At 65.7% G+C, this 4,366-nt stretch carries 3 protein-coding genes; 1 reads left to right on the top strand and 2 read right to left on the bottom strand.

Translation table 11 applies throughout. The features are described from left to right. Positions 1 to 294: 294 nt before the first annotated feature. Positions 295 to 2,103 (bottom strand): methyl-accepting chemotaxis protein, encoded by a 1,809-nt coding sequence (locus AC4FWB_RS33775; protein WP_491030545.1) that lies wholly within the window; start codon positions 2,101 to 2,103, stop codon positions 295 to 297. A 309-nt stretch (positions 2,104 to 2,412) separates the two neighbouring features. On the opposite strand from AC4FWB_RS33775, the gene AC4FWB_RS33770 reads away from it, so the two are divergent. After that, positions 2,413 to 3,351, top strand: coding sequence for a D-alanyl-D-alanine carboxypeptidase family protein (locus AC4FWB_RS33770; RefSeq protein WP_491030544.1), 939 nt, complete (start codon positions 2,413 to 2,415; stop codon positions 3,349 to 3,351). 223 nt (positions 3,352 to 3,574) lie between these two features. Here the strand turns inward: AC4FWB_RS33770 and AC4FWB_RS33765 are convergent, their stop codons facing one another. Continuing rightward, positions 3,575 to 4,024 carry a universal stress protein gene (locus tag AC4FWB_RS33765; RefSeq protein WP_491030543.1) on the bottom strand — a complete coding sequence of 150 codons (450 nt, stop codon included), beginning with the start codon at positions 4,022 to 4,024 and terminating at the stop codon, positions 3,575 to 3,577. Positions 4,025 to 4,366: the final 342 nt, after the last annotated feature.

Below are 4,366 nucleotides of genomic sequence, written 5' to 3'. Positions count from 1 at the left end.
CCCCCCACATTCGTGGAGGGAGAGGAAACGCCAACCGCGAAGGGTCGCGGCCTTGAAAAGCTTGGGTTCCTCTCCCCCATGAACATGGGGGAGAGGTGGCCGCGCAGCGGCCGGAGTGGGGGGCTGGCGCCGCCATATGCGATTGCCCTGCCTCAAGGGGGAGGTCGGCGAGCGGTCGGAGCGAAGCGGAGAACGCTCGACGGGGTGGGGGTTCAACCAAAAAAGAGTCCTTGACCCCCACCCCGATCCGCTGCGCGGATCGACCCTCCCCACGAGGGGGAGGGTGGGAACTCCCTACTGCCTTTTATACTCCCGCACCGGCGACTTCGTGCCATCCGTGTAGGTCACCTGCACCGCCATCGACTTCACGTCGTCCTTCACCTTGAAATAGGGCTGGTAGTCGGCGGGGATGGCATACGGGTCCTTGGCGTCGCAGGGCGGCATCTTGATCTCTTTGTCCAGCGCGGTGCCGTTCAGGCTGTAGCGCACTTGCCTGATGGCGCAGCGGAAGGAGAGCATCTGGGTGAAATAGACCAGGCCGTGGTTGCCGCTGGCGTCGAAGGCGATCCATGATGTCCAGAACTGGTCGAGGATCTGCTTGTTGCCCTGCTGGAGCGAAGCATCCGGATCGAAGCGGATGTCGAACGGGCCGGTCTCGCGGCCCCTGATGTCGAGATATTTGATCGCGATGTTGGTGGCCGCGGTGCTGTCCGGCAGCTCGAAGCTCGGATTGGGCATCGGCTTGCCGGTGCGTTGGTCGTTGGTCGCGAGCAGGCCGGTGTCGGTGAACGGACCGCTGTCGCCGAGCCGCCAGGAAATCGCGGTCGCCGGCTCGGGCAGTGAGATCGTCATCGACCAGCCGGCGTTGGAGCGCGTCGGCGTCAGCGTCGGCACGAAACGCGAGGGATCGAGCACGTCGCCGAGCGCTGCCAGCCGGGTTCGGCTGCGGTCGAGCCAGTCGGCCAATTGGGTCTGGTCGACGAAATATTTGAGCAGGCCGCCGTCCTTCTCATAGGAGACGAATTTGGTCAGCGCCTGGGCTTCGCTGCGCTTGTCGGCCAGCGTCTGGCTGCCGAGGCGATCCTCGGAGAATTCCTGCGCCTCGAGGAAATAAGCCGGCGCATAATCGGGATTGGCCGATATGAAGGCGTTCAACTTATCGAGCCGCTGGGCATCGTCGAACTGCAGGAGATGGACGAGCTTGATCGCCGGCGCCTTGGCCTTTTCGGCAAGCGTGCCGAACACTTCGCGCGCGCCGGCCTTGCCGTCCTGGACCCTGAGCAGGGTGGCGAAGCGCGTATAGGGGTCGATGGCGTCGACGTCGAAGCCGGCAAAGGCGAGATAGGAGCGGCGGGCATTGAGCATGTCGCCGGCCAGCTCATAGACGCGGGCATTGTGATAGAACTCGTCGGGACGCTTGGGATCGGCGATCGCCCCGCCCTGCGCGGCGAGCTGGGCAAAGCCCTTGGCGATCGTGTCGATGGACGCCGCGATCTGTTCGGTCGTCGCCTGCAGCTTCTCGGCCTGCGCCTGCTGCTGTTGCTGGCCGGCGGCCAACGTGTCGGTCGTCTGCTTGACCGCCTCGACCGTCTTCTGCGTCTCGGCGCCCTGGGCGGTTTGCTGCTGCTGGACGGAGGCGATCTGGTCGGTCTTCTGCGCCACCGTATCGGTGGATTTCTTGACCGCTTCCACCGTCTTTTGCGTCTCAGTGACCGTCTGCTCGATCTTGGCCACCTTCTCGGAGACGATGCCGAGCGATTGCTGCAATTGCGCCACCGCCGGCACCAGCGCGGCGATAACGCCGTTTTGCGAATTCGTCTCCTGCTGGACGCCGTAGACGCCGCCGGCGATCGCCGCCGCACTTGTGGCGAAGATCAGCGCCGGCATGGCCTTCGCCGCCAGCACCAGGCGCAGCACCATGGCGACGGCGATGATTGCGGCTGCGACCGCGGCGACCAGCGCGATATAGGCGGCAAAGGGCCCGAGCGGGTTCAGCACATCCGACACCGCGCCGCTGACGAAAGCGACGCTGCCCGCCCATTTGCCGGTGCGGCTGAGCGATGCCCTCAGCAACGAGGTCGTGCCCGTGGCGATTTCCGACATGCCGATCCCCCCAAATCCAAGCCGGGAGCATCATAGCGGCAAGGGGGTGTGGATGGCAAAGCGGGGGGGAAATTTGGCAATCGCCAGGGTGGCGATTGCCAAAGCGTGCGCGACATCTGATCTCCCCGCAAGGGGGAGATTGGCAGCGTCGCCGACGGCACCAACCTCCGAAACCTGGGCAAAGGCCTTGTTACGCCCATTAACCAAATGGACGCCGCATACGCGTTACGTTAGCTTCGCCGGCATCTCAGCAACAGCTTAAGAACAGTCTTGTCCCATCCGCGTCCCTTTCCCCTCCTCCAGAAACTGATGGCCTCACTGGCCCTGCTGCTCCTGGTCGCCGGCTGCACCACCGCCGCGCCGCCGGAAAGCGTGCTTGCCGTGCCGGCGCAGCCGCAGAAATACGCGGCGATCGTCGTCGATGCCTCGACCGGCAAGCAGCTTTTCGAAGTCAACTCGACGGCGCAGCGCTATCCGGCGTCGCTCACCAAGATGATGACGCTCTACATGCTGTTCGAGGCGCTGGAGAGCGGTCGCGTGACCAAGGAGACGCAGATCCCGGTCTCCGACCACGCCGCCTCGCAGCCGCCGACGAAACTGCGCTTCCGGCGCGGCGAGACGATCGACGTCGATTCCGCCATCCGCGCCATGGCGGTGAAGTCGGCCAACGACGTGGCGGTGGCGGTGGGCGAATATCTCGGCGGCGGCAGCGAGGACCAGTTCGCCGCCATGATGACCGCCAAGGCGCATCAGCTCGGCATGAGCAGCACCAGTTTCCGCAACGCCTGCGGCCTGCCCGACGCCGGTCAGGTGACGAGCGCGCGCGACATGGCGGTGCTGGGCATCGCGCTCGAGCACCGCTTCCCGCAGCATTTCCACTATTTCTCCGAAAGCGACTTCATGTTCCGCGGCCGTCTGGTGCGCGGCCACAACGATATGCTGGGACGGGTGCGCGGCGTCGACGGCATCAAGACCGGCTATATCCGCGCCTCCGGCTACAACATCGTCACCTCCTACAATGCCGACGGCCGGCACCTGATCGTGGTGGTGATGGGCGCCGACAGCGCGCGCCAGCGCAACGACCATGTCGAGGCGCTGATCCAGCGCAGCCTGGCGCCGATGACGGCCGATGCGCAGACGCGGCTGATGTATGCCGGGCAGCAGCCGGTCGGTTCGGCGCTTCCGGGGCTGCCGGCACCCGGGTTGGCAGCGCCTGCTTCGTCGCTGCCGGGTTTGCCGGCGCAGTAGACGTCGCGGCGGTGGAGAAACCCTGAAACGTCGGCGGGACAGCGCCCCCCTCTGTCCTGCCGGACATCTCCCCCACAAGGGGGGAGATCAGCTATCATTCCGGCTTTCGCCAATCTCCAACATCGCAGGATCGAGCGGAGCGCCCAAACTGCCAATCTCCCCCCTTGTGGGGGAGATGTCCGGCAGGACAGAGGGGGGCGCGAAGGATCGCTACTGATACTGTTTATCTGACCACCAGCACTGGGATCTGCGTCAGCGACACCACCTCCGCCGTCTGGCTGCCCAGCACCAGCCGGCCGAAGCCCCGGCGGCCATGCGAGGCCATGACGATCAGATCGCAGCCTTCCGTGCGGGCCGTGTCGAGGATCGCCTCGGCGGGCGCCTTGTTCTCGATGTGCAGGACCTTCGAACGCACGCCGAGCTTTTCGGCCTCGGCTTTGCACTTCTCCAGCACCTCGCTTGCATATTTGCGCGCGCTTTCCTCGTAATTGGTGAGCTCGTCGGCGGCGACGTAGCCGGCCATGGCGCCGCCCCAAGCCAGCGTCGGGAACGGCTCGGAGACGGTGACGAAGGTCACCGTGGCCCCTAAGCCCTTGGCCAGCTCCAGGCCGTGGGCGACGCCCTTGCCGGCGAGCTCCGAACCGTCGGTGGCGATCAGGATGTGCTTGTACATGGTGGCGATCCCTGTTCTGCGGGGCAATGCGCGCCCCTGGTGGCGGGAGCCTGCGGGCAGGCCTGATTGGGATATAGTTTGCCGACCGGGCCTGCCACAGGGCCGGGATGGGGCCAGCCGGTGGCGACCATGGCGCCAGTCTCAGCGGTGGGCGAACAATCGCCCACAGCGCTCCCCCGCTCCGTCTCGGCTTCGCCGAGCCACCTCTCCCCCATTTCATGGGGGCGAGGAAACGCCAATCGCCGGGGGCTCGGATTTCGCAAGCGGTAGTTGGCGATATCGCGCAAGCTTATTTCCTCTCCCTCGCGGAGCGGGGGAGAGGTGGCTCGGCGAAGCCGAGAC

This window comes from Mesorhizobium sp. LEGMi-168a (genome assembly GCF_058312955.1).
Note: the sequence above shows the minus strand (reverse complement) of the source record. Positions and strands in the feature narration are given on the sequence as shown.